General features: G+C 64.4%; 20 protein-coding genes. 13 read left to right on the top strand and 7 right to left on the bottom strand.

From position 1 onward, the window contains the following. Window positions 1-10: 10 nt before the first annotated feature. Together VJ673_RS03470 and VJ673_RS03465 are read left to right on the top strand one after the other, a co-directional pair. Window positions 11-1,678 carry an FAD-dependent oxidoreductase gene (locus VJ673_RS03470; RefSeq protein WP_324124635.1) on the top strand — a complete coding sequence of 556 codons (1,668 nt, stop codon included), beginning with the start codon at window positions 11-13 and terminating at the stop codon, window positions 1,676-1,678. Window positions 1,679-1,689: 11 nt separating this feature from the next. Beyond that, complete coding sequence (locus VJ673_RS03465) at window positions 1,690-1,917, top strand: DUF2783 domain-containing protein (RefSeq protein ID WP_324124634.1); 228 nt, start codon at window positions 1,690-1,692, stop codon at window positions 1,915-1,917. Between the two features lie 25 nt (window positions 1,918-1,942). Here the strand turns inward: VJ673_RS03465 and VJ673_RS03460 are convergent, their stop codons facing one another. Then, window positions 1,943-2,332: a TraR/DksA family transcriptional regulator gene (locus tag VJ673_RS03460; RefSeq protein ID WP_324124633.1), complete on the bottom strand. Its 390-nt coding sequence runs from the start codon at window positions 2,330-2,332 to the stop codon at window positions 1,943-1,945. 167 nt (window positions 2,333-2,499) lie between these two features. Between VJ673_RS03460 and VJ673_RS03455 the strand changes: the two genes are divergently transcribed. From VJ673_RS03455 to VJ673_RS03440, 4 genes are all read left to right on the top strand, one after another. Next, window positions 2,500-3,051 carry a VOC family protein gene (locus tag VJ673_RS03455; RefSeq protein WP_324124632.1) on the top strand — a complete coding sequence of 184 codons (552 nt, stop codon included), beginning with the start codon at window positions 2,500-2,502 and terminating at the stop codon, window positions 3,049-3,051. Next, a complete protein-coding gene (locus VJ673_RS03450) occupies window positions 3,048-4,058 on the top strand; it encodes a fumarylacetoacetate hydrolase family protein (protein ID WP_324124631.1) in 1,011 nt (336 codons plus the stop codon). The genes VJ673_RS03455 and VJ673_RS03450 overlap by 4 nt, the downstream gene beginning before the upstream one ends. Window positions 4,059-4,200: 142 nt before the next feature. Further along, window positions 4,201-5,580, top strand: coding sequence for an MFS transporter (locus VJ673_RS03445; RefSeq protein WP_324124630.1), 1,380 nt, complete (start codon window positions 4,201-4,203; stop codon window positions 5,578-5,580). 195 nt (window positions 5,581-5,775) lie between these two features. Further along, on the top strand, window positions 5,776-7,761 hold the full coding sequence (locus tag VJ673_RS03440) for an acetoacetate--CoA ligase (protein ID WP_324124629.1): 1,986 nt from the start codon (window positions 5,776-5,778) through the stop codon (window positions 7,759-7,761). Window positions 7,762-7,785: 24 nt separating this feature from the next. On the opposite strand, the gene VJ673_RS03435 is transcribed toward VJ673_RS03440, so the two are convergent. The 5 genes from VJ673_RS03435 to VJ673_RS03415 form a co-directional block, all read right to left on the bottom strand. Then, window positions 7,786-8,769, bottom strand: a complete 984-nt coding sequence (locus tag VJ673_RS03435; protein ID WP_324124627.1) for a glucokinase — start codon at window positions 8,767-8,769, stop codon at window positions 7,786-7,788. Between the two features lie 24 nt (window positions 8,770-8,793). After that, window positions 8,794-10,254, bottom strand: coding sequence for a glucose-6-phosphate dehydrogenase (zwf, locus tag VJ673_RS03430; protein ID WP_324124626.1), 1,461 nt, complete (start codon window positions 10,252-10,254; stop codon window positions 8,794-8,796). 353 nt (window positions 10,255-10,607) lie between these two features. Continuing rightward, the gene (locus tag VJ673_RS03425) at window positions 10,608-11,339 is read right to left on the bottom strand and encodes an RES family NAD+ phosphorylase (RefSeq protein WP_324124625.1); all 732 of its coding nucleotides are present in this window, start codon (window positions 11,337-11,339) and stop codon (window positions 10,608-10,610) included. Beyond that, entirely contained in the window at window positions 11,299-11,679 is a 381-nt protein-coding gene (locus tag VJ673_RS03420) for an antitoxin Xre/MbcA/ParS toxin-binding domain-containing protein (protein ID WP_324124624.1), read from the bottom strand. The genes VJ673_RS03425 and VJ673_RS03420 overlap by 41 nt, the downstream gene beginning before the upstream one ends. A 254-nt stretch (window positions 11,680-11,933) precedes the next feature. Continuing rightward, entirely contained in the window at window positions 11,934-13,958 is a 2,025-nt protein-coding gene (locus VJ673_RS03415) for an autotransporter domain-containing protein (RefSeq protein WP_414635626.1), read from the bottom strand. Window positions 13,959-14,314: 356 nt separating this feature from the next. Here VJ673_RS03415 and VJ673_RS03410 point away from each other — a divergent pair, with 356 nt between their 5' ends. Together VJ673_RS03410 and VJ673_RS03405 are read left to right on the top strand one after the other, a co-directional pair. Next, entirely contained in the window at window positions 14,315-16,201 is a 1,887-nt protein-coding gene (locus VJ673_RS03410; RefSeq protein ID WP_324124623.1) for a glucokinase, read from the top strand. A gap of 580 nt (window positions 16,202-16,781) precedes the next feature. Next, a complete protein-coding gene (locus VJ673_RS03405) occupies window positions 16,782-18,326 on the top strand; it encodes a carbohydrate porin (RefSeq protein WP_324124622.1) in 1,545 nt (514 codons plus the stop codon). Window positions 18,327-18,389: 63 nt separating this feature from the next. On the opposite strand, the gene VJ673_RS03400 is transcribed toward VJ673_RS03405, so the two are convergent. Further along, on the bottom strand, window positions 18,390-19,454 hold the full coding sequence (locus VJ673_RS03400; RefSeq protein WP_324124621.1) for a substrate-binding domain-containing protein: 1,065 nt from the start codon (window positions 19,452-19,454) through the stop codon (window positions 18,390-18,392). Between the two features lie 224 nt (window positions 19,455-19,678). Here VJ673_RS03400 and VJ673_RS03395 point away from each other — a divergent pair, with 224 nt between their 5' ends. The 5 genes from VJ673_RS03395 to VJ673_RS03375 all read left to right on the top strand — a co-directional run bounded on the left by VJ673_RS03395 (window position 19,679) and on the right by VJ673_RS03375 (window position 26,367). Then, window positions 19,679-21,328, top strand: coding sequence for a glycoside hydrolase family 13 protein (locus VJ673_RS03395; RefSeq protein WP_324124620.1), 1,650 nt, complete (start codon window positions 19,679-19,681; stop codon window positions 21,326-21,328). Between the two features lie 25 nt (window positions 21,329-21,353). After that, window positions 21,354-23,042, top strand: a complete 1,689-nt coding sequence (locus VJ673_RS03390) for a glycoside hydrolase family 13 protein (protein ID WP_324124619.1) — start codon at window positions 21,354-21,356, stop codon at window positions 23,040-23,042. Window positions 23,043-23,106: 64 nt separating this feature from the next. Next, window positions 23,107-24,375, top strand: coding sequence for an ABC transporter substrate-binding protein (locus VJ673_RS03385; protein ID WP_324124618.1), 1,269 nt, complete (start codon window positions 23,107-23,109; stop codon window positions 24,373-24,375). Between the two features lie 145 nt (window positions 24,376-24,520). Then, entirely contained in the window at window positions 24,521-25,525 is a 1,005-nt protein-coding gene (locus tag VJ673_RS03380; protein WP_324124617.1) for a carbohydrate ABC transporter permease, read from the top strand. Beyond that, a complete protein-coding gene (locus VJ673_RS03375) occupies window positions 25,522-26,367 on the top strand; it encodes a carbohydrate ABC transporter permease (RefSeq protein ID WP_324124616.1) in 846 nt (281 codons plus the stop codon). Before VJ673_RS03380 ends, VJ673_RS03375 begins: the two co-directional genes overlap by 4 nt. Window positions 26,368-26,394: the final 27 nt, after the last annotated feature.

Genomic DNA, 26,394 nt, shown 5'->3' with positions numbered 1-26,394 from the left:
GGAGACACCCGTGCTGAGCACGTTCCAATACCCGAAGTTCGAGTACGTCCGCCCGCCCGAGATCGCAGAGGGCCGCGACGGGCACTACCCGGTGGTGATCGTCGGCGCCGGCCCCGTAGGCCTCACCGCCGCGATCGACCTCGCGCAGCAGGGCCAGCGCGTGCTGCTGCTCGACAACGACGACACGGTGTCGATCGGCTCGCGCGGCGTCTGCTACGCGAAGCGCACGCTCGAAGTGCTCGACCGCCTAGGCTGCGCCGAAGAGATGGTGCAGAAGGGCGTGTCCTGGAACGTCGGCCGCACCTTCTTCCGCGAGGAGGAGGTCTTCAACTTCAACCTGTGCCCCGAGCCGGACCATCACCGGCCGGGCATGATCAACCTGCAGCAGTACTACCTCGAAGACGACCTGATCAAGCGCGCGCGCCAGCTGCCGAACCTCGAGATCCGCTTCAAGAACACGGTGATCGGTGTGACGCCGGCCGAGGGCAGCGCGACGCTACGCGTCGAGACCTCGGATGGCGCCTATACGATCCACGCCGACTGGCTGATCGTCGCGGACGGCGCGCGCAGCCCGATCCGCACGCTGTTGGGCCTCGACATCGACGGCAAGATCTTCATGGACCGCTTCCTGATCGCCGACGTCGTGATGAAGGCGGACTTCCCAACCGAACGCTGGTTCTGGTTCGACCCGCCGTTCCACCGCAACCAGTCCGTGCTGCTGCATCGCCAGGCGGACAACGTGTTCCGCATCGATTTCCAGTTGGGCTGGGACGTCGATCCCGAGGAAGAGAAGAAGCCCGAGAACGTGATCCCGCGTATCAAGGCGATGCTTGGGGACGATAGGGAATTCGAGCTCGAATGGGTCAGCGTCTACACCTTCCAGTGCCGCCGCATGAACCGCTTCAACCACGGCCGCGTGCTCTTCGTCGGCGACGCCGCGCACCAGGTCTCGCCCTTCGGCGCCCGCGGCGCAAACTCGGGAATCCAGGACACGGACAACCTCGTCTGGAAGCTCAAGCTCGTGATGGACGGCAAGGCGCCCGCGACGCTGCTCGACACTTACTCGGAAGAGCGCTGCTACGCCGCCGACGAGAACCTCATGAACTCGACGCGCTCGACGGATTTCATCACGCCCAAGAGCGCGGTCAGCAAGACCTTCCGCAACGCGGTGCTGGGCCTTGCGGAGAACCATGCCTTCGCCCGCGCGCTGGTGAACTCGGGGCGGCTCTCAGTGCCGAGCTTCCTAGCCGATTCGCGCCTGAACACGGCCGACAGCGACGTCTTCGGCGGCAACATGATCCCGGGCGCGCCGCTCGACGACGCCCCGATCCAGACGGGCGACGGCACGCAATGGCTGCTCGGCGCGGTCGGCAACCGCTTCCATCTGCTGCACTACATCCCCGATGCGAGCGCGCTCGATGCCACCACCACGCAGGCGCTGCGCAGCCTGATCGATGCGCCGATTCCCGTCGAGGCGATCGTCGTCGCCGAGCGCGGCACCGCACCGGCCGGGCTCAAGACGCTGATCGACGCGAAGGGGCGCGTGCGCGAACGCTTCGACCTGCGCGAAGGCACGAGCTACCTCGTCCGCCCCGACCAGCATGTCGCCGCCCGCTGGCGCGCGCTGGACGTCACCAAAGTGCGTGCCGCCGTGGCCCGCGCGACCTGCAACGCCTGATGGAGACCGCCATGGCACTCAACACGCAACCGAACCTGCATGAACCCGGCAAGCGCCACTTCCGCGCCTTTTCGCCCGGTGACGATTTCTACGAGGCCCTGATCGAGACCCACCGCGAGCTCACCGACGAGCAGAGCGCGATGGTCAACGCACGCCTGATCCTCTTGCTCGCGAACCACATCGGCGACCTGTCGGTGCTGCGCGAGGCGATGAGCATTGCCCGTGCGGACGTCGCCTGACATGCCTCCACGCAGCCGCGCGCGGCTACAGGCTCGAGGCCGCGCCGCTGCCGTAGGTCTGTTCGTACCGCTCCTGGCAGGGCGTGCAGCGGATCGACGTGGGAGACACCGACAGCCGCGCGGGGTCGATGTCCTGCCCGCAGTCGATGCAGGTGCCGTAGCTGCCGTCGTCCATGCGGACGAGGGCGGCGTCGATGTCCCGGACTTCGCGGGCGTCACGTTCGACGGCGGCGTTGTCGACGTCGGTCTGGTGGCTCGCGACCGATTCGTCGCCGACGTCCGCGACGCCAAAAGCTTCCTTCGCGGGATTCTCGTCGGCGCGGGATCGGACGAGGGCGATTTCGTCGAACAGTTGCTCGCGCCGCCGCTCCATCGCAGCGCGCAACTGTGCGACTTGTGCTGGGGTGATGGGCATGGGATTGCTCTCCGGTGTGGGCTATGGGGCTCTTTCCAGCAACGAAGGTTCCCTAAAAGGGCTCGCAAGAACCGTGAAACAGCAGGACGCGGCAAAGAAAGCGCTTTGGATCAGCTATTTATTCGAAATCTGAAAACCGCCGTCGACGGCGGAGGAGACAAGCAGACATGAGCACACTCGTCAAAAAGATCCATCACGTCGCATACCGTTGCCACGACGCACTGGCGACCGCACGCTGGTACGAGAAACACCTCGGCATGAAGCTGGTCCTGTCGATCGCCGAAGACGCGGTGCCCTCGACCGGCGAAGCCGACCCCTACATGCACATCTTCCTCGACGCCGGGATGGGCAACGTCCTTGCGTTCTTCGAGCTGCCGACGTGTCCGACGATGGGCCGCGACCAGAACACCCCCGCCTGGACGCAGCACCTCGCGCTCGAAGTCGAGTCGATGGAGGTGCTGCTCGCAGCGAAGGCGCGGCTCGAATCCGAAGGCATCGAGGTCATCGGACCGACCGACCACGCGCTCTTCCAGTCGATCTACTTCTTCGACCCGAACGGCCATCGCCTGGAGCTCGCCGCGAACACCGCGTCGCCGAAGATGTTCGAGGCCCTCGACGAAGTGAAGTGGGCGATGCTCGAAGAGTGGGCGCAGACGAAGAAAGCGCCGAAGCACGCGGCGTGGATGCACGACGGCAGCTACAAGGAGATGTTCAAGTGAAACTCGCGACCCTCAAGCAAGGCGGCCGCGACGGCACGCTGGTCGTCGTCAGCCGCGACCTCACACGCTGCCGCGCTGTTCCGGCGATCGCCCGCACGCTGCAGGCGGCGCTCGACAACTGGTCCGACTGCGAAGCGCAGTTGCGCCAGGTCTACGAGGCGCTCAACAGCGGCGCGGTGGATTCGCAGCCCTTCGATGAAGCCGCCTGTCACTCGCCGCTGCCGCGCGCCTACCAGTGGGCGGATGGCTCGGCCTACCTGAATCACGTCGAGCTCGTGCGCCGCGCGCGTGACTCGGAAGTGCCGGCGAGCTTCTACACCGACCCGCTGATGTATCAGGGCGGCTCGGACAGCTTCATCGGCCCGCGCGACAAGGTCGTTGCGGACGAGAGCTGGGGCATCGACTTCGAGGCCGAAGTCACCGTTGTGACTGGCGACGTCCCGATGGGCGCCACGCCCGAGCAGGCGGCGAAGGCGATCCGCCTCGTGACGCTGGTAAACGACGTTTCGCTGCGCGGTCTGATCCCGAACGAGCTCGCGAAAGGCTTCGGCTTCTTCCAGTCGAAGCCGGCTTCGGCCTTCTCGCCGGTCGCAGTCACGCCGGACGAACTCGGTGACGCGTGGCGTGACGCGAAGGTGCATCTGCCGCTCGTCGTGCATCTCAACGACCGCCTCTTCGGCAAGCCCAACGCCGGTGTCGACATGACTTTCAGCTTCGGCGAGCTCGTCGCCCACGTCGCGAAGACGCGCGAACTCGAAGCCGGTTCGATCATTGGTTCGGGCACCGTCTCGAACAAGGCGGGCGACCTGTGGGGCTCGTCGATCGAGCACGGCGGCGTCGGCTACTGCTGCCTCGCCGAGGTCCGCACCTGGGAGACGATCGAACAGGGCAAGCCCGAGACGTCCTTCATGCGCGACGGCGATACGGTGCGCATCGAGATGTTCGACGCGGCCGGCCACAGCATCTTCGGCCGTATCGAGAACACGGTCGCCGGGCTCGCCGCGTAGGCAGCACTCAACGACACAACCCGGCAATCCAAGGTTTCGCTCCCAAGCCCCGCATAGAACGGGGCAGGGCGGACCCGTTGCGCCCGCGCGACGCCAAAAACTCGCGTCGCGCGACATCAAAACTTCAACGGAGACAAACATCATGCTGAAAGCCTCAGCGGCGGCAGGTGCCGTCGACATCGGCGGCGTGCTCGACCACGGCCCCTTCACTGCGATGCAGAAGATCGTGGTCATGCTCTCGGCCTTCGCGATCATCATGGATGGCTTCGACGGCCAGCTGATCGGGTTCGCGATCCCGATGATCATCAAGGAATGGGGGATCACCCGCACGGCCTTCGCCCCCGCCGTCGCCGCAGGCCTCGTCGGCATGGCGTTCGGCTCCGCGTTCGCCGGCCTGGTCGCGGACCGCATTGGCCGCCGCCTCGTGCTCGCCGTGAGCGTTTTCCTCTTCGGTGCGGCGACCTGCGCGATCGGCTTCGCACCGGATGTAACCACCATCGCCCTACTGCGCCTGATCGCCGGCCTCGGCATCGGCGGCGCGCTGCCGAGCGCCTCGACGATGACGGCCGAGTTCACGCCGGCTAATCGCCGCACCCTCGCGGTGACCGCGACCATCGTCTGCTATCCGCTGGGCGGGATGCTTGCGGGCCTGTTCGCGAGTTCGATCCTCCCTGTGCTCGGCTGGCGCGGCCTCTTCTGGATTGGCGGCGCGCTGCCCATCGCGTACAGCCTGCTGCTCCTCGCGAAGCTGCCGGAATCGCCGCGCTACCTCGCCCGCCAAGCCGAGCGCTGGGCCGAGCTGCGCAATCTCCTCGCCCGCATGGCGCGACCGACCAAGGCCGACACCGCCTTTGCGGATGCCGCCGAGCAGGGTGCCGAACAACGCGCCGGCTTCGGCTCGCTCTTCGAACCGGGCCGCGCCCGTGACACGCTCGCGATCTGGGGCGGCTTCTTCATGGTGATGCTCGCGACCTACAGCGCTTTCAGTTGGCTGCCGACGATGCTCGCGGCCGAAGGGCTGCCGGTGACGCTCGCGAGTTCGGGTCTGACCGCCTACAACCTCGGCGGCGTGGTGGGCGCACTCGGTTGCGCGCTGGCGATCGGCCACTTCGGCTCGCGCGTCGCACTGATCGTCTGCTGCATCGGCGCCGCGACGAGCGCCTTCCTGCTGAAGGGCGTGAACATCGCCGACAACACCAACATGCTGATGATCGGCCTCGGCATCCACGGCATGTTCGTCAATGCGGTGCAGGCCCCGATGTACGCGCTGTGCGCCTACGTCTATCCGACCCTGGTCCGTGCGACCGGCACCGCGTCGGCCTTGTCCTTCGGCCGGCTCGGCGCGATCCTGAGCTCCTTCGCAGGGGCGGCCGTGATCACCTCTGGCGGGGCTTCGGCCTACCTGTCGATGCTCGGCGTTGCGATGGTGTTCGCGCTCGTCGCGCTCGGCCTCGTCAAGCGCCATATTCCGGGCAGGAAGCGCCAAGAGCCCGCGCCCGTCGTCGCGCGAAGCTACGCGTGATGCCGAAGGCAGCTTGCCGATAGAATAAGATGAAGATGATACGGAACCCGTAATGCGTAGGACGCAATGTGCTTCGCCTATTGCGTCCTGAGATATGGGTCGATGTGCTCGCCGCCGAGGCGATAGAACGATAACGACACGGACCCGGGCGCTGCCGGCAGCCCCGGTCCATCAACGAAACACTGAGGAGCTCCCATGACCGACACCACCGTCGCTCCGCTCTGGACGCCTTCCGCGGATCGCGTCGCGTCCGCCAACGTGACCGCTTTCCGCCTCGCGGCCGAAAAGCGCTGGAGCGTCTCGCTGCCCGACTACGATGCGCTGCACGCCTGGTCCGTCGCCGCGCCCGAGCTGTTCTGGACGAGCGTGTGGGAGGACGGGGGCGTCATCGGCGAACGCGGCGAGCGCGTGCTGGTCGGCGGCGACCGCATGCCCGGCGCGAAGTGGTTCCCCGACGCACGTCTGAACTTCGCGCAGAACCTGCTGCGCTCGCGCGACGCAAAGGACGCACTCGTCTTCTGGGGCGAAGACCACGTGCAGAACCGCATGTCGCACGGCGAGCTATACCGGGCCGTCGCGCACTTCGCCGCTGCACTGCGCGATCACGGCGTGCAGAAGGGCGACCGCGTTGCCGCCTATATGCCGAACATGCCCGAGACGATCATCGCGATGCTGGCCGCGGCGAGCATCGGCGCGATCTTCACCTCCGCGTCGCCCGACTTCGGCGTGCAGGGCGTGGTCGACCGCTTCGGTCAGACCGCGCCGAAGGTGCTCGTCGCCTGCGACGGCTACTTCTACGGCGGCAAGACGATCGACGTTCTCGCCAAGCTCGGCGACATCGTGCGCCAGCTTCCGTCGGTGAAGCGCGTCGTCGTCGTCCCTTATGTGCATGCCGAACACGACCTCAAGCACGTGCCGCACGCCCACATGTGGGCCGAATTCGTCGCGCCTTTCCAGCACGTCGACGACATCCGCTTCGCGCCGCTGTCTTTCGATCATCCGCTCTACATCATGTACTCGTCGGGCACGACCGGCGTGCCGAAGTGCATCGTGCATTGCGCGGGCGGGGCGCTGCTGCAGCACCTGAAGGAGCATCGCCTGCACGCCGACGTGAAGCCCGGTGACCGCCTGTTCTACTTCACGACCTGCGGCTGGATGATGTGGAACTGGCTCGTCTCCGGCCTCGCCGCCGGCGCGACGCTGCTCCTCTACGACGGCTCGCCCTTCGCGTCGGACAACCAGATCCTCTTCGACTACGCCGACGCCGAACGGATGACGCACTTCGGCACGTCCGCAAAATTCATCGACGCCGCAGCGAAATTCGGCCTGAAACCGCGCGAGACGCACAGCCTTGCAAGCGTACGCGCGATGATGAGCACGGGCAGCCCGCTGGTGCCGGAAGGCTTCGACTACGTTTATCGCGACATCAAGGCCGACCTGCAACTGTCGTCGATCTCCGGCGGTACCGACATCATCTCGTGCTTCGTCCTCGGCTCGCCGGTGCTGCCGGTGTGGCGCGGCGAGATCCAGTGCCGCGGCCTCGGCATGGCGGTCGACGTGTGGGACGACGAGGGGAAACCGCTGCGCGGGCGGAATGGGGAAAAGGGCGAGCTCGTCTGCACGAAACCCTTCCCCGTGATGCCGATCGGCTTCTGGGGCGACGAGGACGGCTCGAAGTATCACGCGGCCTACTTCGACCGCTTCCCGAACGTGTGGTGTCACGGCGACTTCTGCGAGATCACCGAGCACGGCGGCCTCGTCATTCACGGCCGTTCGGACGCGACGTTGAACCCGGGGGGAGTGCGCATCGGCACCGCCGAAATCTACCGCCAGGTCGAGCGCTTGGAGGAAGTCGTCGAGTCCCTCGTGATCGGCCAGGACTGGCCGCCGCAGAATCCGAACGACGTCCGCGTCGTGCTCTTCGTGAAGCTCCGCGAAGGCCTCACGCTCGACGACGCGCTCATCGCCCGTATCAAGCAGACGATCCGCGACAACACCACGCCGCGCCACGTGCCGGCGAAGGTGCTGCAAGTGGCCGACATCCCGCGCACGAAGAGCGGAAAGATCGTCGAACTTGCAGTGCGCAACGTCGTGCATGGGCGGCCGGTGAAGAACCAGGAAGCCCTGGCGAACCCGGAGGCTTTGGCGTTCTTCCGCGACCGCGCCGAGCTGGCCCAGTAGGGGTTCTGTCCGGCGCGAGCCGAATCAGACTTCCTGAGCGGCGCGGTCGAGCGCGCGCGCCGCACCGAGCAGGCCGGGGTAGGGCGCGTGGATCACGTAGGTGGGGATCTGCGCGAGGTAGTCCCGGAAGCGTCCCTTTTCCTCGAAGCGTTCGCGGAAGGGCGAGTGGACGAAGAAGTCGCCGAGCTTCGGGACGATGCCTCCGCCCACATAGACCCCGCCGCGTGCCCCGAGGATCAGGGCGAGGTCTCCCGCGACCGTGCCAAGGAAGGCGCAGAAGGATTGCAGCGTTTCCACGCATAGCGGACAAGTGCCGTCGAGCGCGCGACTGCTGATTTGTGCCGCCGTCAACGGCTCCACATCGACGCCCGCAACCGAGGCATGCGCTTCGTAGAGCGCGACGAGCCCCGGGCCCGAGAGCACGCGCTCCGCCGAGACGTGCCGATAGCGCGTCGAAAGCCATGCGATCAATTCGGCTTCGTGGGCGTTGCTCGCGGCCAGTGTGACGTGGCCGCCTTCACCCTCGAGTGGAACGTAATCGCCACCGCAAGGAATCAGGCCGGAGATACCGAGGCCGGTGCCAGCTCCAACCAAGCCGATCGAACGACCGACCGTCGCTTCTCCACGGCCGACCTGAACGAGATCCTCCGGGCTCAACGCGGGCAGTGCCATGGCCAGCGCGGTGAAATCATTGATCACCTTCAGGCGGTCGAGCCCGAGACGCTCTCGCAGTTTGAGGATCGAGAACGCCCAGTCGTGGTTCGTCATGCGGATGAAGTCGCCGTCGACCGGGTTCGCGATACCGAAGGCGCACCAGCGCGGGCGCAGAAGCTTGCTGACCGCGAGGTAGTGCTCGATCGCCTCCGCCGGGCCGGGGAAGTCCGAGCAGGGCAGGGTGCGCATCGCGCTGATCTCTTCGTCGGGCGCACCGATGAAGGCGAAACGCGCATTCGTGCCGCCGATGTCGCCGACGAGGCGCGGAAAAGTGTCGGGAGAGCCGGAAAACATCTGGTAGTCCTTCCTCGATTCTGTTCAGATTTCTTCGTGCCACGAAAGCCCGTCGCGCGACAGCAACGCACTCGATCCGGCCGGGCCCCAGGTGCCGGCGGTATACGGTTTCGGCCGATCGTCTGCGGCCTGCCACCCCGCCATGATCGGCTCGACCCAACGCCACGCGGCCTCCTGCTCGTCGCGGCGCACGAACAAGGTCAAATTGCCGCGCATGACGTCCATCAGCAGGCGCTCGTAGGCTTCCAGCCGGCGCGTACGAAAGGCTTCGGCGAAGTCGAGGTCGAGTTGCACCGGATGGAGTTGCATCACGTCGCCCGGCTGCTTCGCAAGCAGATGTAGGTCGACCCTTTCCTCAGGCTGCATGCGGATCACCATCCGGTTGGCGTGCTGAGGCGTCGCGGGCACACCGAAGATCGAGTGCGGCACGGAGCGGAAGTTGATGACGATCTCGGCGACCTTTTCCTGCATCCGCTTGCCCGTGCGCAGGAAGAAGGGCACGCCCGCCCAGCGCCAGGTGTTGATCTCGGCCTTCAGTGCGACGAAGGTTTCAGTACGGCTATCGGCGGGAATGCCCGGTTCCTGGAGGTAGCCCGGCACCGGCTGGCCACCGCTGGCCCCGGCCTTGTACTGGCCGCGAACGGTTCGCGTCGCGACGTCGGCCAAGCCGAAGGGGCGCAAGGCGCGCAGGATCTTCAGCTTCTCATCGCGTACCGCGTCGGGTGCGATCGAGGCGGGCGGCTCCATCGCGACGATGCACAGCAGCTGCAGCAGGTGGTTCTGGACCATGTCGCGCATCGCGCCGACACGGTCGTAGAACTCGCCGCGCCCCTCGACACCGACCTGTTCGGCCACCGTGATCTGCACGTCGCGCACCCAGTCGCGCCGCCACAGCGGTTCGAACAGCGCATTGCCGAAGCGCAGCGCGAGGAGGTTCTGCACCGGCTCCTTGCCGAGGTAGTGGTCGATCCGATAGGTCTGATCCTCACCGAAGTAGCGCCCAACCTCGTCGTTGATCTGGCGCGAGGACGCGAGATCGTGGCCGAGCGGCTTTTCGACGACCACGCGGCTGTCGGTCGCAACCAGCCCGGCGCCGTGAAGGTGGCGGGTGATCGTCGTAAACAGGCTAGGCGCGGTCGACAGATAAAAGACGCGCTGGCCGTCCGGGCGGGCATTCAGGCGTTCGGCGAGCGCGGCGAAGCTGTCGGCCTGCAGCGCGTCGACCTGCGCGTAGGCGAGACGCTCGACAAAGCTCGCCCACACCGCCGGCTTGAGATCCTTGCCGATGAAGCGCTCCGCGTGCTGGCGCGCAAAGCCGCGGTAAGCGTCGTCGTCCAGCACATCGCGCGCGACGCCGACGATGCGTACTTCCTCAGGCAGGAGCGTGTCGCAATGCAGGTGATACAGCGCAGGCAACAGCTTGCGCATCGCGAGGTCACCGGTGCCGCCGAAGATGACCAGATCGAGAGAGCGGGGAAGTGCCATGGAGACCTCTTCGCTGAGTACGCCCGAAGGCATTCGTTGGACTCATTCTGTAATTTAATTACAGACAAGGCAAGTCGGCATCGGGAAAACCGCTCGGCCGCCGTCACCGGAGTTCTTCTCTTGCCGAGTCCCTTCACTCGTGAGAACTCGCCATAATTCAGAACAAATCCGGCTTTCGGGCGAAGTCGGGCTCACCCTTTATCCAGGTCGGCGGATGGAAGTCTGTTACAAAATTACAGCATCACAGACGTTTACGGCCGTAGCAAAACTACGTCGCGAGCCATTCGGCTGACCGAGTTTCCTCTTGAGATCGTGGAAGGCCGTCGATGTTCAGAAACTTGGCGTTTCCGCATCTAGGCGGAAAACTCGAACAACCAGTTTTCACCCGATAGTTCGCGTTGCCACACGACGCGATGAGGCGGCTGGATCAGGAGCATCCAGCTCTGCTGGGTGTTGCGATACGGTTCCGCTACCGCCTTGAAGACGTCCGGGACAAGCAGGGCGAGGCAGCGACCGCCTGTACGGCGCACGGACTCGTAGCGGATGGCTTCGACCTCGGCTTGGCGGGCCGTCTCGGCGAGCTGCTGGGTCGCCGAATAGTCGGAGGGATGCATCCACATGGCGCGATCATCGACCAGAGGAGATTTCGAGAGGTCCAGCGCCCGTTGCGTCGCCCCGAAGAACTCGAAGAGCGTGATGGGTACCGATTTCGACTGCCCCTGGAGAAACTCGCTGTCCATCCAGAAGCGAAGGCGCCAATAGCTGCTTTCGGCGCATGCGGTCTGCCGTTCCTCCGCACCATAGAACACGCCGGGATCGTGCCGGCGACGAAAGCGCGAACCGCCCGGCAGCGGCCAGTAGCGGAAAGGCGTTGCAAGCAGCCAGTGCAGCCCCCGAGTCACCTCCGGGAGTTGAGGCTTGGCTTCTTCGAGGATGTCTTCAAGCAAGGCCTGATGGGTGAGGTCCCCGCCGACGAGGGCCATCGTGGCGACCTTGTGCTGGGCCTCGACCGCGCGCCAGCCCGAGCCGGACCATGGCTGGACTTCAGACGCGAGCGCGGTAGGCGTCCAGGTATTCGCAGACATGGATCAGACCGTCGACACGCTTGATCAGATCGATCGGGCGCTGCCCAGGGAAAGCGCGGTTCGGCGCGTGCAGCCAGCCGCGAGCGAGGCTGTCGTCACCACCCACCAGGGAAAAAAGCGAGCGGTAGAGCCGCACGACAAACGCGGAGAGTTCCCACTCCTTGGTGGATGCACGCAGATCGTACTCGCCCTTCAGCAGGCGCGACGCGGTCGGCTGGCTGACGCCGATGATCTGCCCGAGGTCGGTCGGGCCAATTTGGAGGCGCTTTGCGGCTTCGCTCACGGCCTGTCGCAGCACGCTCGCACGGTCGGCTGGGGAGGGGTCGGGCTGTTTTCGCATTGCATTCTCCAGCATTATTCCACGTTACTTCATTCTAGTGAATGCGTTCGATCACGTCCACCCAACGTCACCAGGCGATAGCGGCCTCTCCGGGCCATGCAGCCGTACCACGCCACAGCAGTCGCCCGCTCCGCCCACTGCGGCGCAAGCGCCGGGCTAGAGACACATCGCCGAGAAACTCGCTGCAGTCCCACATCGCCGACCGGACCGCCTTGCCGGGTAGATTATTTGACCGCCGCTTAGAACACCGATTGTCAGTTGGTCGCCAACCAGAAACTCGGCGTTGGACCTTGGGTGGTTGCATTCGCTGATAATGTTGCCGTTCCCCCGGCAAGCTGCCACTCGAGCCCGGTCCCAATACGCAACCAGTTTTGTGGAAAGCTCTGGCCTGGCAAGTTGAAGGCAAGCATGCCTATAACCTCCCCGGTACTTCGCGCCCCATCTTTTTCGAAGCGGCGTGCCGCCTCCACCCAGCTTAAAAGACGCATATTGTCCGGCAACGGAATCATGGTGTTTACGCCCAGCCGCAACTCTGTCGCCTTGTCCTTTTGGGCATCAAAACGCGCCGGAAAACCACCGCCGATCTCCGTGTAGGCGTCCAGTTTCACTTCGTTATAAGTCAAATCGACATAAGGGGAAAAATCTGTGCCGGCGGCGTGCAACGCGTTGTCCCAATCAAGTCGGCTGCGTACCCCCCATATTCTGGTGTTTGGTGTTGCAGTCGAGTAATCCGGAACACCGGCATTGAAATAACCTCTTCTTAGGCTGGCCTCGCCTAAACTGCCATACGCGCCCAGCGTTGCCCAAAAATCGCCGGTGACAGGAATTAGCGCCTCGGCTAGAACGTAAGTGCCTTCGACCTTGGCACGGCCGCCCAAAGTCAAGCCTTGCGTGGACCTGGTTTGGCCAAGAGACAGGTTTATTTGCGCCGGACCGAAGTTATAACCCAGACCAGCCTCTGCCAGACCCAGCTCGCCCGAGCGCGAACCATCGTCGTCTCGCCCCCAATCTCCGGCTACCGAAAAGGTCCTTTGTCCCGTGGCAACTCGCCCGGACAAAGGGCGGCTATGCGCGCCGTTGATCGCTGTGCTTGCAAGAGAAAGTGCCTGCGCACTGCTCGTTGCAGTCGAGTAGAGACTTTTCTGCACGTCGGCGAGCGTAATCAGGCCGCTACCGTCGCCTGAAACACGAGCAACGAATGTTGTGGCGGCGTCGGTTTGTCCGACTACGACGCTACCATCACTACTAGTGGCAACTGCCCCATAGGTCATGTCCCTGCCAACCGTAACACCATTTGTCCTAAGCCAGTCTTCGACGCTCTGCATGCCGCTAGCTTGCGTCCAACGAAATGCTCGTAAGTTCCCGTTGCCGGCCGTCCAAGCAGTCCCGACCACCACACGACCGTCCGCTGAAACAGCTCTTGCCCATGCCCCCTCTCCACCGAGGCTGCCAAGGTCGACCGTGCCACTTTGCTGTGTCCAGCGGAAGGCATGATAGGCGGAAGTATTCTGGAATATCGCGTCACCTATGACCACGCTGCCGTCCGCGGAAAGTCCAATGGCATAGCAATCATTTGAGCCGAGAGGGCTCAGATCAGTTATGCCGCCACTTTGAGTCCATCGGAAAGCAGATCTTGTCCCGTTGTTGGTGAATGAATCGCCCACCACGACGCTGCCATCGGCTGAAACTCCGACTGCTCGGGCAGTGCCGCCGCCCAGATCGACCATGCCGTCGGAGGCCGTCCAGCGAAAAGCGTGACCTCCGACGTCACCCACTACGACACGTCCATCGGCCGACACCGCCGAGGCAGCTGAATATCCGGCTCCCAGAGTTCCGAGGTCTGTCATTCCTTCGGCCGAAGTCCAGCGAAAGGCATGCGATTCCATACTTGTCGTTCTGGTCGTGGACAGACCTACCACAACACCACCATCAGCTGAAACGCCAGAGGCTGACGAAAAGTCTCCCCCGCCCAGAGTCCCTATATCGACCATGCCGCCAGTCGTTGACCATCGAAAGGCATGAGTTGCAGAAGTCGTAGTCAGTGATTCTCCTATCACGACGCTGCCGTCAGCAGATACTCCACTTACTGACGAACTCCATCCGCCAAGGGTGCCTAAATCAGTCATGCCGCCTGCTCGAGTCCAGCGGAACCCGTGGGTTCCACTTCCTCGTTCGAACGCTGCGACACCTATAAGCACGGTTCCATCGGGTGATACTCCGCTGGGCCACGCGCCCCCCAGAGCGTCTCCAATCTCAAAGATGCCGCTCTGACTCTGCATCTGAGCGGCCGCGTCGACGGACGTTAACAATGCAATGATCGCCGCGACGATGTATGTGCTCTGGATAGACCGGTACTTGGTTGCGTACAAGAAGCTTTTCCCTATGACGTTGGAGCGCGGATTCTATGCTTTATGGGCGGACGGATGAAACTAATCAATCCGATTACTGAACAACTTGATCGAATTCCGCCTACCTGTTTGAAGCGGTTGCTTACCGATCCAGGTCATCGCCACCATCACATCGAGCCACAAGGTGCACGACCGAGCATTTCAGGCTCAGAGTCGGAGCGGAAGATCGCCGATGTGACGCTGCCGCAATACGTCAAAATACGCACATCAGGGGCATTGGAGTCGAGATGGACAAGGAAGCAAGAGCCGACGCGAAGCCGGAATCCGCACAGGAGTTTGCCGACGGCCCGCGCCTGCTCGCGGACATCGGTGCAACGAACGCGCGCTTCGCGCTCGAACGCGCCCCGGGACGCATCGAGGCCGTGGAGCTGCTCGATTGCGGCGATTACGCGGGCATCGTGCCCCTCGTCCAGTCCTACCTCCGGCAGGTCTCCGGGCCGCCGCCGCGTCATGCGGCGCTCGCGATCGCGACCCCCGTCGACGGCGATCTAGTGAAGATGACCAACCGTGCCTGGGAGTTCTCGATCGAGGAAACACGGCGCGCGCTGGGTCTCGATACGCTGCTCGTCGTCAACGGTTTCACTGCGCTGGCGATGTCGCTGCCGCGCCTGTCCGAGCGCGACCGCGTGCAGGTGGGCGGCGGAGAGCCGCGCCGGGACGACGTGATCGGGCTCATCGGGCCGGGAACCGGGCTCGGTGTATCGGGCCTGATTCCGGCGGAGGACCGCTGGGTCACGCTCGGCAGTGAAGGCGGACATACGAGCTTTGCGCCGGCGGACGAGCGCGAGATGTGCATCCTGCAATTCGCATGGCGGGAACTGTCGCATGTGTCGGCGGAGCGGCTGGTCTCCGGGCCGGGGCTGGAACTGATGTATCGTGCGCTGGCCGAACGCAATGCCGTATCCGTCACGAAACCGCTGGCCGCCGCACAGATCGTGTCGCATGCGCTGACGGGAGACGACGCGCTGTGTTCGGAGGTCGTCGAGTGCTTCTGCGGCATGCTCGGCACCGTCGCGTCCGATGTCGCGGTGACGCTCGGCGCGCTCGGAGGGATCTACATCGGCGGCGGCATCGTGCCCCGGCTCGGGGCGCTTTTCGCGCGTTCGTCCTTCCGGCAGCGCTTCGAAAGCAAGGGGCGCCTTGCCGACTACGTCGCGCGCATTCCGACCTATGTCGTCACGGCGCCGCAGGCCACTTTCCAGGGCGTGTCGGCCATCTTGGGCCACCAACTGCAGTCGGGTCGTAGCGAGAATCCGTTGCTCGAAAAGGTCCGCGCCGTGTTGCCGAACTTCAGCAAGGCGGAACAGCGCGTCGCACAGTTCCTGCTCGACCAGCCCCGCAGCTTCGTGAGCGATCCGGTCGCTGACATCGCGCAGCATGCCGACGTCAGCCAACCCACTGTAATCCGCTTCTGCCGCACGCTCGGGTTCAACGGCCTCGCCGAATTCCGGCTGAAACTCGCGTCCGGCCTCACCGGGACGATCCCGGTGCGCCATAGCCAGGTCAGGGCAGGGGACTCGGCGCCGGATCTGTCGGCGAAGGTGCTGGACAACACGGTGTCGGCAATCCTGCGGCTGCGTGATGAGCTCGATCCCGCCGCGGTCGACCGCGCAATCGGGCTGCTGCAGGGGGCGTCGCGCATCGAGTTCTACGGCGCAGGCAATTCCAGCGTCGTCGCGCTAGACGGTCAGTACAAGTTCTTCCGCCTCCGCATCCCGGCCGTCGCCTACGCAGATCCGCGCCTTGAAGCGATGGCCGCCGAGCTGCTGAGGCCGGGGGACGTCGTCGTCGCGGTGTCGAGTTCCGGACGGCTGCCCGAACTCCTGCATGCCGTCGACCTCGCGCTGGCGGCCGGCGCCGCGGTGATCGCCATCACGGCGAGCCATTCGCCGCTCGCGAAGAAAGCGACCGTGCATCTCGCGGTGGATCACTCCGAAGACATCTCGACTCACCTGTCGATGATCTCGCGCATCCTGCATCTGCTGATGCTCGACGTGCTCGCGGTCGGCGTGGCGGTCCGCGGAGCGCAGTCGCATGACCGCAAGACGGATGCGCGAACGCTACCGCCGTCCGACCCCGGAGACCTGGGCTCGCTGATCTCGCACGCGAGCTGACCGGCCGTCCAGCTCCCGACTACCGCCGAGTGCCATATCGCGCCGACGAGCGCGGGATAGCCTTGGGCGGGACTCCGTTCGTGTGTCCCGCGGACTGTCTTACGCGGCCGCGCATCGCAGGCTACTTCCTTCCCGATTCGCTCTCTTCGAGCGCAGATCCGTCTCGAAACCCAAAGCGCTTTTGATTGATTTTGTGGAAGAAACCTACATCCCACTACATCCGATCGAAGCGAAACAACATCTCCCGCGCTTCCTCGATCGGGTCTGACGACCGCCCCAAAGCCACACGGCAATCACGTCATTCACCTTGCGGCGCCTGGAGTTTCGGCTGGTTGCCGGGCATCTCGCCCATCCTCAAAAACCTCTCGATTGATAAAAAACTACAAAACATTTGCGTTTCGTTGGTAGCTTTTCTACACTTCGCTACAACTTGAGTGATAGACGCGTGACAGAGCAGGAACGACCCGTCACTCAGGCCAGTAGGAGAGCGATTCAACCGAACTTTTCCCGTCGTTCGGGAGCGCCCGCAGAGGCGCATCGAAGCGACGGTGCAGCACCTACAACAGTCGAGGAGACAACAATGATGTTCAGGCAGACGGCCATTGCCATCGGGATTGCCCTTGCGTTCTGCGGCAGCGCAGGCGCGGCGGAGCAGGGCAAGAGCAAGCGCGTGGAGGATCTAGAGGCGCGCATCGAGCGGCTCGAAGAACAGCTCCGCGCGGTGACCGCGGCCGCCCAGCAGGCGGCAAATGCGGCCCAGCAGGCCGCCAGCACCGCCCAACAAGCTACGACCACCGCGCAGCAGGCGAGCGACGTCGCGCAGAAGGCCGACACCACCGCTTCAGCCGCCAAGGCAGCGAGCGACGCGCAGCCGGCGGCGCTGACGAAGGCGGCGGCGGAGACCGCCTCGTCCTTCGAGTTCCACGGCTATGCGCGATCCGGCACGGTGTCGAACAATGACATGTTCACGGTCAAGGGCGTCGGCCCCTACATTACGCCGGCCGGGAATCTGGGCGGCGCCGTCGGCCGACTCGGCCTTGAGACCGACACCTACGTCGAGGCCAAGCTCATCAAGAACTTCCGTGATCCGGACGGCAGCTGGGGACAGTTCGGCTTCATGCTGGCCGACGGCGTCAACAGCAACAACGACTGGACCGGCGGCGAGAACGGTGTGAATGTCCGCTGGGCTTACGCAGAGCTGGGCAGCCTGCCGATGTTCAAGGGGACGGCGTTGGAGAACGGATCGATCTGGGCGGGCAAGCGCTTCGACAAGAAGAACTTCGACATCCACTTCTTCGATTCCGACTTCATCTTCCTGTCGGGTACCGGCGCCGGGTTCTACGACGCGCAAATCACGCCGGACTGGAAGACGAACCTTTCGGTGTACGGCCGCGACTTCCTCAACGACAGCAGCGAGAGCATCAAGAGCTACGTCCTGACGAGCAACAACTACATCGGCAACTGGCAGCTGATGCTCAATGGGATGCGCGCGACGAACAACGACGAGGGCGACACGGGCCGCGCCACCCGGGGCTACCACGGGCTGCTCGCCTACCATGCTCCGAGCTTCTACGGCCTGACGGACGGCCTGTCGAAGTTCGGCGTTCTCTATGGGCACGGCCTGGGCGCCGAGGTCAAGCGGCTCGGCGCAGTCGGCAATCTGCTCGACGAAGCGCGCGCGCTACGCCTGATGAGCTTCGGCATCGCCGATCTCTCGCCGACCTGGAAAGTCTCGCCCGCGGTGATGGCCGAAGTGAGCAAGGATCGCTTCAACAAGGGCGACGACTACAAGTGGGCATCGGCGAACCTGCGCCTGATCAACTCGATCAACAAGAACTTCGCGATGCAGTACGAAGGCAGCTACCAGTACATGAACCTGGACAGCACCTTCTCGAAGGCCAAGGGCGACTTCTACAAGCTGACGGTCGCGCCGACCTTCAAGCTCGACACCGGCGCGGGCTTCTTCGCGCGCCCCGAACTGCGCCTCTTCGCGAGCTGGATGAAGTGGGACAAGCAGCTCAACGGCTTCAGCTACGATGGCAGCGCCAACGAAGGCTTCGGCGCCACGAAGTTCAAAGGCTCGAGCAAGTGGCTGGTGGGCGCCCAGATGGAAGTCTGGTTCTGACCCTGGCGAAGCTCAGGGGACACCGTGTCCAGCCAGCCGCAATCGCGAAAAGGAGCTCCCGCGTCAGCCGGGGGTTTCCTCGCCGATGGCCTTCGCCCGCCTGCGTTGGGCGGCCGGGGGAGGGCCGTCGGTCTCGCCCGGCGCGATGCTCGGCTGGGCCAGCACGTGCAGGTCTTCGAGCCGCTTGCCCGCGAGCACGCCGATCACCAGGTCGGCGATCGCACGCCCGCTCGCTTCACCGGTTGCCTGCGTGACGCCCGTGACCGTGTAGGGCAGCGGAATCTCGGTCGGGATGCCGTCGTAGACGATCAGCGACATCCCGTTGCCGGGCTTCCAACCTGCCTCCGTCAAAGCGCGCAACGCGCCGACGCCGGCGACGTTGGTGTCCACGACGAGGGCCGTGGGCGGCTCCTTCAGCGCGAGCAGCTTGCCGACTGCACCATAGCCGCCGATGCGGTCGAGCGGGGCTTCGATGATCAGGGCGGGATCGGGCTCGATGCCCGCAGCGCGCAGTCCCGCGACGAATCCCGCATGACGCTGTTTCGCAAAATTCAGCACGAGCGGGGCGTGGATCAGCGCGATGCGGCGGTGGCCCAGTCCGATCAGGCGCTCGACAGCCAGGCGCCCGCCGGCCTCGTTGTCGAAGTCGAACCAGGCGTAGGGCAAACGGCTGTTGGTGCGGCCGTAGGCGACGAAGGGGAAATTGCGTTCCTGCAGGAACTGGATGCGCGGATCATCGAGACGGGTCCGTGCGACGACCAGTGCGTCCACGCGCCGCCCCTCGATGATGCGCCGGTAAGTCTCCAGCTCGCGGTCGGGACGCGACGAATGGATCATCAGGTCGAGGTTCTGTTCGGCGAGCCGCTCGGTGATCCCCGACACGACTTCACCGAAACGCACGTCGCGCAAGTCGCCCTCGCCGAAGGGGTAGATGATCCCGATCGCCTCCGCGCGGCCGGTCGCGAGATGGCGAGCCTGCGGGTTGGGCTGGTAGCCGAGCTGATTGGCGGCCTCGATCACGCGCTGGCGCGTCGCTTCGCTGACGTCCGAGTACCCGTTGAGCGCCCGGCTGACCGTGGTTTGTGACAGTCCGAGCGACTCGGACAGCATCTTCAGATTGACCTTCATTTCCATTTCCTGGGTCTGCCTTACCTGGCCCTCGGGCAGCAACGGGCTCCTTCGATTCGGCCCACTCGATAGCCCAAGTCTAACGTCTTAAGGAACCCGATCGTCGGCCTCTAAATCAGTTTACATCCAAAGCGCTTTGGCCTACGATCCAAACCGCTTTGGAAGATTTTATCAGTCCATAAAAACAATCACTGCAAACCCCGAAGCCCCTGAGGAGACACAACTTGGAAACGAAGTGGTGGCACGACGCGGTGGTCTATCAGATCTATCCGCGCAGCTTTTGCGACGCGAACGGCGACGGGATCGGCGACCTCGCGGGAATCATCGGCAAGCTCGACTACCTGAAGACGCTGGGCGTCGAGGTGATCTGGCTGTCGCCGGTGTTCAAGTCGCCGATGGATGACAACGGCTACGACATCTCTGACTACTGCGACATCGCGCCGGAGTTCGGCACGCTCGCCGAGATGGACACGCTGATCGCGGAAGCGCAAGAGCGCGGCATCCGCATCGTGATAGACCTCGTCGTCAATCACACGTCCGACGAACATCCGTGGTTCGTCGAGGCGCGCAAATCCAAGGACAACCCCTACCGCGATTACTACATCTGGCGGGCGCCGGGTGAGGGCGGTGCGCCCCCGGACGTGCAGCGCGCGGCCTTCGGCGGCAGCGCGTGGGAGTTCGACGCGGCGACCGGCGAGTACTACTACCACCTGTTCTCTAAGCGCCAGCCCGACCTCAACTGGGCGAATCCGAAGGTCCAGGCCGAAGTGCACCGCATGATGAACTGGTGGCTCGACCGCGACATCGGCGGCTTCCGCATGGACGTGATCGACCTGATCGGCAAGGACGTCGATCGCGGCATCACGACGAACGGTCCGCGCCTGCACGAGCTGCTGCGCGAGATGAACGCCGCGACTTTCGGCCATCGCGACGTCCTGACGGTCGGCGAGACCTGGAGCGCGACGCCGGCCATCGCGAAGCTGTATTCCGATCCGGCACGGCGTGAGCTATCGATGGTGTTCCAGTTCGAGCACGTGACGATCACGCACGATCCCGAGCACGGCAAGTGGAAGCCGCGCGCCTTCGATCTGGTCGAGTTCAAGCGCGTGATGACCAAGTGGCAGACCGAGCTCGCCGACAGCGGCTGGAACTCGCTCTTCTGGTGCAACCACGACTTGCCGCGCGCGGTGTCGAAGTACGGCGACGACGGCCGCTACCGGGTCGAGTCCGCGAAGATGCTCGCGACCGCGCTGCATTGCCTGAAGGGCACGCCCTATGTCTACCAGGGCGAGGAGCTAGGCATGACCAACGTGCGCTTCGATTCGATCGAGGCGTACCGCGACATCGAGTCGCTCGGTCACTACCGCGAGCGTATTGCGGCCGGCGTCGCACACGAGGCGATGATGGAAGGCATCTACGCCAACGGCCGCGACAATGCGCGCACGCCGATGCATTGGGACGCGTCGCCCAACGCCGGTTTTACGCGCGGCGAGCCTTGGATCCCGGTGAATCCGAACTACGTCGGAATCAATGCCGAAGCGGCGCTCGCCGATCCCGACTCGGTCTTCCATCACTACCGTCGGCTGATCTCAATCCGCAAGGCGCACCCGGTGATCGTCTACGGTGATTACCTGCCGCTCTTCGACGATCACCCGCAGCTCTTCGCCTACGAACGCCGTCTGGGCGACGAGCGCATCGTCGTGATCAACAACTTTTCGGGCGAGACGGTCGAGCTCGACCTGCCCCCCGAACTGCAGGGCGTCGCGGGCGACTGCCTGATCCACAACTACGACGTGCCCCCGCGCCTCGACGCGCGACTCGCACTGAAACCCTACGAATCCTTCGCGATCGCCGTGCGCGCATCGGCGAACTAATCTGGACTCACGGAGAGCCCTCGCAATGAAAGAACAGGACAGCAAACCCGTCCGCAAGGCGTGGTGGAAGGAGGCGGTCGCCTACCAGATCTATCCGCGCAGCTTCATGGACTCCAACGGCGACGGCGTCGGCGACCTCAACGGCATCACCATGCGCCTCGACTACCTGAAGTCGCTCGGCGTCGACGTGATCTGGATCTGCCCGATGTACAAGTCGCCGAACGACGACAACGGCTACGACATCGCCGACTACCACGCAATCATGGAGGAGTTCGGCACGATGGCGGACTTCGACCGCCTGCTCGACGCGGTGCACAGCCGCGGCATGCGCCTGATCCTCGACCTCGTCGTCAATCACACCAGCGACGAGCATGCGTGGTTCGTCGAATCGCGTTCCTCGCGCGATAACCCGAAGCGCGACTGGTACGTGTGGCGCGAGGGCAAGGGCGGCGCGGAGCCGAACAACTGGGAAAGCATCTTCAAGGGCTCCGCGTGGAAGCTCGACGAGACGACCGGTCAGTACTTCCTGCACCTCTTCTCGACCAAGCAGCCGGACCTCAACTGGGAGAACCCGGAGGTGCGCGGCGCCGTGAACGACATGGTGCGCTGGTGGCTCGACAAGGGCATCGACGGTTTCCGGCTCGACGCGGTCAGCCACATGAAGAAGGTGCCCGGCCTGCCGGACCTGCCGAATCCCGACAAGCTGGAGTACGTGCCGAGCTTCGACATGCACATGAACGTGCCGGGCGTGCTCGACTACATGGACAGCCTCTGCAAGGAGAGCTTCCGCCACTACGACATCATGACGGTCGGCGAGGCTAACGGCGTGTCTGCGGGGCAGGCGGTGGAGTGGGTCGGCGAGCAGCAGCAGCGGCTCAACATGATCTTCCAGTTCGAGCACCTGACGCTGTGGGCGAACGATCCGTCCGCGCCGCTGGACCTCGTCGCGCTGAAGAAGATCTTCACGCGCTGGCAAACGACGCTCGACGGGATCGGCTGGAACGCGCTGTTCCTCGAAAACCACGACATTCCGCGCATCGTGTCGAAGTGGGGCGACGTGCAGCACTACTGGCGCGAGAGCACGACCGCGCTGTCGACGATGTACTTCCTGATGCAGGGAACGCCCTTCATCTACCAGGGCCAGGAAATCGGCATGACGAACGTGCGCTTCGACGACATCGACGACTTCGACTGCGTCTTCGCCCGCAACGAATATGCCCTGCAGCGCGGGAAGGGCGTGCCGGTGGAGGAGGTGATCGCCAAGCTGTCGGTCGTCGCCCGCGACAACTCGCGCACGCCGATGCAGTGGGATGGGACGCCGAACGCGGGCTTCACATCCGGCCGACCGTGGCTGAAGGTCAACGAGAACTTCAGCGCGATCAACGTCGCCGCGCAGCAGGACGATCCGGACTCGGTGCTGAACTACCACCGCAAGCTGATCCGGCTGCGCAAGGCCGAACCGACGCTGGTCTATGGCCGTTACACACTGTTGATGGAAGACGATCCGCAGATCTACGCCTATACCCGCACGCTCGACGACGAGGCTTTTGTCGTGATCACGAACCTGTCGGGGAAGGAGGCCGTTTATCGGCATGACGGATTCGCGCTTCGCCATGCCGATCTGTGCCTTGCGAACATCACGGTCGCCCCCCACGAAGAGTCGCGCGAAGCGGTGCTGCGCCCGTATGAAGCGCGCGTCTATCGCGTGAGCTGATCCGAACAACCGGCGGGACGGAGCCCGCCGGCATCAAAACACAAGACATAACCGAGGAGACACCATGAAGAAACTGCTGCCCGCCGCCTTGGCCGCGACCCTGTTCGCCGTGCTGCCCGCCGCGCATGCCGACACGCTGAAGATGGCCTGCAACATCTCGGGCGCGATGAAGCCGTACTGCGAGCACGTGAAGCAGCGCTTCGAGTCCGAGACGCCGCACAAGCTCGAATTCATCGAGATGCCGGCCGCGTCCGACGAGAAGCTCGCGCTCTATCAGCAGATCTTCGCCGCGAAGGACGGCGGCGCGGTCGACGTGCTGTCGGTCGATGTGATCTGGGTCGGCCTGCTCGACAAGCACCTCTACGACCTCACCGACAAGGTCAAGGACCTGGAGCCGGCCTTCTTTCCGAACAACTGGAAGAACAATGTCGTGAATGGCCGCGTCAAGGCCGTCCCCGGCCAGCTCGATGCGGGGATGCTGTACTACCGCAAGGATCTGCTCGAGAAGTACAAGGAGCAGCCGCCCAAGACCTGGGAAGAGATGGCGCGGATCGCGACGAAGATCCAGAAAGCCGAGCGCGATGCCGGGCTGAAGAACATGTGGGGCCTGGTGTTCCAGGGCAAGGCCTACGAGGGGCTCTCCTGCGACGTGCTGGAATGGGTCGCGTCCTACAACGGCGGCACCTTCGTCGATCCGGCGGGCAACGTCACGGTCAATAACCCGAAGGCCGCGAAGGCGTTGAACACGGCCGCGAGCTGGGTCGGAACAATCGCACCGAAGGGCGTGATGGGCTATCAGGAAGAAGAGTCGCGCGCGGTGTTCCAGAACGGCGACGCGGTCTTCATGCGCAACTGGCCGTATGCCTATCTTCTGACACAGGACAAGTCGAGCCCGGTGAAGGGCAAGGTCGGCGTCGCGCCGATCCCGATGGGGGGCGAGGACGGGCAGCACGCCGCGACCCTCGGCGGCTGGCAGTGGGCGGTGAGCGCGTACTCGAAGAATCCCGAAGCCGGCGCGAAGCTCGTGCGCATCCTGTCCGATGCGGAAACGCAGAAGCGCGCCTTCCTGCTGCTGGGCATCCCGCCGGCGCGCATGGAGAGCTATCAGGACGCCGAAGTCCAGGCCAAGGCGCCTTACCTCGCGGAGTTCAAGGATGTCTTCGCGAACGCCGTCCCGCGGCCTTCGACGCCGACGCGCTCGCAGTTCCCGAAAGTCTCGAAGGCCGTCTTCAACGCCGGTTATGACGTGTTGAGCGGCCGCGCGACGGGCGAGCAGGCGGTCGCCGATCTGGAAGACAAGCTGAAGCGCATCAAGGGCAGGGAGTGGAAGTAAGGACCGGCGAGTCAATCCGGCATGCGAAATGCGGAGCACGCGCTGCATCCCACTCAACGCTCCGCCCAGCCAATAACCGTTCGCGCTGAGCCCTTCGGCGAACGGAGCTTGCAGATGGCTGGGCCATATAAAGGAGGAGACCTTCATGACTCACAATTCCCAAGGGCTGCTGCCTGCTTCCGGGCCTGCACTTGCGGGGACGACGGCCGGACCGAGAGCCGCGCCGCGCAAGCGCAGCCTGCAGCAACGCCGCGCCCGCGCCGCCTGGCTGCTCGTCGCGCCGGCGCTGCTGCTGTTGTTCGCGGTCGCCGGATGGCCGCTGGTGCGCACGCTGTTCTACAGCTTCACCGACGCCGCAATGGACACGCCCGACGAGTACAACTTCGTCGGACTGGCGAACTATCTCGACTTCGCCAATGGCGAGCGCTTCGGGGTGCTCGCCGACCCGCTGTGGTGGCAGGCGGTGGGCAACACCTTGTGGTTCACGGCCTGCTCGGTGTCGCTGGAACTGGTCTTCGGCATGCTGCTCGCACTGCTGATGAACCAGAAGTTCCGCGGCCAGGGCCTGGTTCGCGCGGCGATCCTGGTTCCGTGGGCGATCCCGACCATCGTCACCGCGAAGATGTGGGGCTGGATGTTCCACGATCAGTACGGCGTCGTAAACGACCTGCTGACGCGCGCCGGCCTGATTGACGGGGCGCTGGCGTGGATCGCCGAACCGACGCTGTCGATGTGGGCGGTGGTGATCGCCGACGTGTGGAAGACGGTTCCCTTCATGGCGCTGATGCTGCTCGCGGCGCTGCAGATGATCCCGACGGACCTCTACGAGGCGGCGCGCGTCGATGGCGCCAACGCCTGGCAGCGGTTCCGCCGAATCACGCTGCCGTTGATCATGCCGGCAATGATCGTCGCGCTGATCTTCCGCGTGATGGACGCGCTGCGCGTGTTCGACCTGATCTACGTGCTGACCTCGAACAGCGAGGCGACCATCTCGATCTCCGGCTACGCCCGCGAACGCATGGTGTCCTTCCAGGAGATGGGCGCGGGCTCGGCCGCGTCGGTGCTGGTGTTCATGATGGTGGCCGGCATTGCGGCCTGCTTCCTGTGGATCAACCGCTTCAGCCACGAAGGCAAGGAGGCGCGGCAATGAAGCTCACTCGCAAACAGAGAGAGGCGGGCGCGAAGTTCTGGATCTACTTTGCGGCGCTGGTCGTGACGGTGATCTGCGTCTTCCCGTTCTACAACGCGGTGCTGACGTCGCTCCGGACCGGGCAGGAGCTTTTCCTGCCGAACTACCTGCCTTCGGGCTTCCACTGGGAGAACTATGTCAATGCACTGGGCGAGAACGGCGTCGGCAGGAGCCTCTTGAACTCCTTCCTGGTCGCGACGGTGACGGTCGGGATCTGCCTGCTGGTGTCGATCACCGCGGCGTTCTCGCTGGCGCGGGTGCGCTTCCGCGGGCGCAAGTACATCCTCTTCACGATCCTGTGCGTTTCGATGTTCCCGCAGGTCGCGGTGTTGTCGGGGATGTTCGAGCTGGTGCGCTTCCTCGGGCTGTACGACTCGATCGGCTCGCTGATCCTGTCCTACACGACCTTCTCGCTGCCCTTCACGGTGTGGGTGCTGACGACCTTCATGCGCTCGCTTCCGGTGGAACTTGAAGAGGCCGCGATCGTCGACGGCGCAAGCCTGTGGGTGATCATCACCCGCGTGTTCGCGCCGATCATGGGGCCGTCGCTCGTCACGACGGGGCTCTTGGCCTTCATCGGCGCGTGGAACGAGTTCATGTTCGCGCTGACCTTCATCATCTCCAACGACCACCGCACCGTGCCGGTCGCGATCGGCATGCTGCAAGGGGCGTCGCAGTACGAGCTGCCGTGGGGACACATCATGGCCGCGTCGGTGGTCGTGACCATCCCGATCATCGCCCTCGTGCTGATCTTCCAGAAACGCATCGTCAGCGGGCTCACCGCCGGTGCAGTGAAAGGCTGACCACGAAGATACGACCCCGACAAGGAA

Origin of the sequence: Aromatoleum sp. (genome assembly GCF_035254505.1) — a bacterium.
Taxonomy (GTDB): domain Bacteria; phylum Pseudomonadota; class Gammaproteobacteria; order Burkholderiales; family Rhodocyclaceae; genus Aromatoleum.
The sequence above is the reverse complement of the archived record's forward strand: the minus strand, read 5'-3'. Positions and strand labels throughout refer to the sequence as shown.

Excerpts from the sequence above, each read along its gene's own strand:
- VJ673_RS03465 (WP_324124634.1), top strand. The coding sequence starts at position 1,690 with ATGGCACTCAACACGCAACCGAACCTGCATGAACCCGGCAAGCGCCAC.
- VJ673_RS03460 (WP_324124633.1), bottom strand. The coding sequence starts at position 2,332 with ATGCCCATCACCCCAGCACAAGTCGCACAGTTGCGCGCTGCGATGGAG.
- VJ673_RS03455 (WP_324124632.1), top strand. The coding sequence starts at position 2,500 with ATGAGCACACTCGTCAAAAAGATCCATCACGTCGCATACCGTTGCCAC.
- VJ673_RS03445 (WP_324124630.1), top strand. The coding sequence starts at position 4,201 with ATGCTGAAAGCCTCAGCGGCGGCAGGTGCCGTCGACATCGGCGGCGTG.
- VJ673_RS03440 (WP_324124629.1), top strand. The coding sequence starts at position 5,776 with ATGACCGACACCACCGTCGCTCCGCTCTGGACGCCTTCCGCGGATCGC.
- VJ673_RS03435 (WP_324124627.1), bottom strand. The coding sequence starts at position 8,769 with ATGTTTTCCGGCTCTCCCGACACTTTTCCGCGCCTCGTCGGCGACATC.
- zwf (WP_324124626.1), bottom strand. The coding sequence starts at position 10,254 with ATGGCACTTCCCCGCTCTCTCGATCTGGTCATCTTCGGCGGCACCGGT.
- VJ673_RS03425 (WP_324124625.1), bottom strand. The coding sequence starts at position 11,339 with ATGTCTGCGAATACCTGGACGCCTACCGCGCTCGCGTCTGAAGTCCAG.
- VJ673_RS03420 (WP_324124624.1), bottom strand. The coding sequence starts at position 11,679 with ATGCGAAAACAGCCCGACCCCTCCCCAGCCGACCGTGCGAGCGTGCTG.
- VJ673_RS03415 (WP_414635626.1), bottom strand. The coding sequence starts at position 13,958 with ATGCAGAGTCAGAGCGGCATCTTTGAGATTGGAGACGCTCTGGGGGGC.
- VJ673_RS03410 (WP_324124623.1), top strand. The coding sequence starts at position 14,315 with ATGGACAAGGAAGCAAGAGCCGACGCGAAGCCGGAATCCGCACAGGAG.
- VJ673_RS03405 (WP_324124622.1), top strand. The coding sequence starts at position 16,782 with ATGATGTTCAGGCAGACGGCCATTGCCATCGGGATTGCCCTTGCGTTC.
- VJ673_RS03400 (WP_324124621.1), bottom strand. The coding sequence starts at position 19,454 with ATGAAGGTCAATCTGAAGATGCTGTCCGAGTCGCTCGGACTGTCACAA.
- VJ673_RS03390 (WP_324124619.1), top strand. The coding sequence starts at position 21,354 with ATGAAAGAACAGGACAGCAAACCCGTCCGCAAGGCGTGGTGGAAGGAG.
- VJ673_RS03385 (WP_324124618.1), top strand. The coding sequence starts at position 23,107 with ATGAAGAAACTGCTGCCCGCCGCCTTGGCCGCGACCCTGTTCGCCGTG.
- VJ673_RS03380 (WP_324124617.1), top strand. The coding sequence starts at position 24,521 with ATGACTCACAATTCCCAAGGGCTGCTGCCTGCTTCCGGGCCTGCACTT.
- VJ673_RS03375 (WP_324124616.1), top strand. The coding sequence starts at position 25,522 with ATGAAGCTCACTCGCAAACAGAGAGAGGCGGGCGCGAAGTTCTGGATC.